This window comes from Streptomyces prasinopilosus (assembly GCF_001419695.1).
GTDB classification, from domain to species: domain Bacteria; phylum Actinomycetota; class Actinomycetes; order Streptomycetales; family Streptomycetaceae; genus Streptomyces; species Streptomyces prasinopilosus.
In genome coordinates this window covers 1-1,627 of the sequence record NZ_LIRG01001023.1, presented here as the reverse complement: position 1 = coordinate 1,627, position 1,627 = coordinate 1, and the positions used below count along the sequence as shown (strand labels likewise).

The window sequence follows — 1,627 nt, the reverse complement described above, 5'->3', positions numbered from 1 at the left end:
GTGCGGGCGGCCGGACGCGGGCGCCCGCCCGGTCATTCCACCGGCTGGTTCAGGTACGGGTCGGCCACCGCCTCGCGCAGGCTCTCCCACGCCGCCTCGTCGGCCACGGTCAGGTCGCAGTGCGGGCCGGGGTCGCGGTGGTTCCACTGGAGCGCGGCCCTGACGCCCTCCAGTTCCTTCAGCACGGACGGCACCCGCGCGTACCACTCGGCCTGCCGCCCCGGCCGGGTGGGGTCGGCCGCGCTGCCGAACTCGGAGAGCATCAGCGGCTTGTCGGCGGAGATGTTCTCCCGTATCCACTCGTGCGTGGCCGTCTGGGTCTGCTCGAAGGTCAGCCACTCCGTCTTGTGGCAGCGGTGGTAGTTGTACTGGTTGTAGCCGATCCAGTCGACGTACTCGTCCCCCGGGTACATGCTCTCGAACAGGTCTCCGTGGTTCAGGTAGCCGGTGATGATCCAGGTCCACACCACGTTGTCCACGCCGAGTTCCCGGAACCGGTCGTGGATGTGCCGGTACGCCCGCACGTACTGCTCCGGGGTGCCGTTGGCCGGGGTGCGCGTGTCCATCTCCAGGTCGAAGGAGAGGAAGACCTTCTTCCCCGTGCGCTGCCCGTAGTCCTTGACGCGCCGCGCCTGGACGTCGATCACGGTCCTGTCCAGGTCGCCGGCGGCTATCTCCGACCACCTCGGCTGCTGCTCCTTCGTACCGCCCCACCACTTGCTCTCCCAGGACAGCAGCAGCATGCGGTCCTCGCCGACCCGCTGCTCCTCCGGGCTCAGCAACTGCCCCTCCCTGCGGGTCCCTTCGGGCAGGGACATGTCGTGGTACGTGTAGACGACGTCGAGCCTGCGGCCCGCCTTCTCCTCGTAGGCCTCCACCTTCTCCTCCAGGTCGGCCCGTTCGTGCGGCACGAAGGCCCCGAACCAGGCGCCGCACGGTGGTTCGAGCAGTTCCGTGGGCCGGCACTCCCCGGCCGTCCGGGAGGGCTCCGAGGTGTTCCGCAGCGCGAGCACGGCGACCAGCACCGCGCAGACGACCGCGGCCGAGGTGATCAGCGCCCGGCGGCGGCCCGCGGCCGGCCGCCCGGCCCCCGGTCCGCGGTGCCGGCCGGTTCCCGTACCGCCGGTGGGCGGACGGGGTCCGGGGTCGGCAGGAGGGTCGGTGGGCGGACGGCCGGTGGACGGACCGGTTCCCGACCGGGCACCGCGCAGGGCGGCACTGATACGGCGGAGGGGGCGGGCGAACCTCACAGGACGGAACCCTTCCGTGTCCTCGGCGGCGGGGAGGCACGCAGCCGCGGGCAGAACGCGGCGAGCGTGGTCAGCAGGGTCAGGGCCAGCAGGACCCGCTGCGCGCTGAAGGTGCGCGTGGCGATCAGCACCGTCGCGACGGTCATCACCGCGGCGATGCTGACGAAGACGGCCAGCATCATCCGTTCCAGCAGGTCGGAGTGGCGGGCGAAGCCGGGGTCGTGCCGTTCGACGGGGCCCCGCGCGGACCGTACGCGCAGCGCGGGCCCGCAGAGGCCGATCAGGGCCGCGCCCGGCCCCGCCGCCAGGAAGACGGTGACGGCCGTCCCGCGCAGCGGCGACCCGCCGGGCAGGGCGAGCGCGGCGAGCGCCAGCCA

The 1,627-nt window shown here is 72.8% G+C and carries 2 protein-coding genes; both read right to left on the bottom strand.

The window, feature by feature from the left end; genetic code table 11:
* Positions 1-32 precede the first annotated feature (32 nt).
* Positions 33-1,025, bottom strand: a complete 993-nt coding sequence (locus tag AOK18_RS29775; protein WP_240503373.1) for a glycoside hydrolase family 26 protein — start codon at positions 1,023-1,025, stop codon at positions 33-35.
* 221 nt (positions 1,026-1,246) lie between these two features.
* Positions 1,247-1,627, bottom strand: a 381-nt coding sequence (locus AOK18_RS29770) for a hypothetical protein (protein WP_055696315.1), incomplete at its 5' end; no start/stop codon positions are given.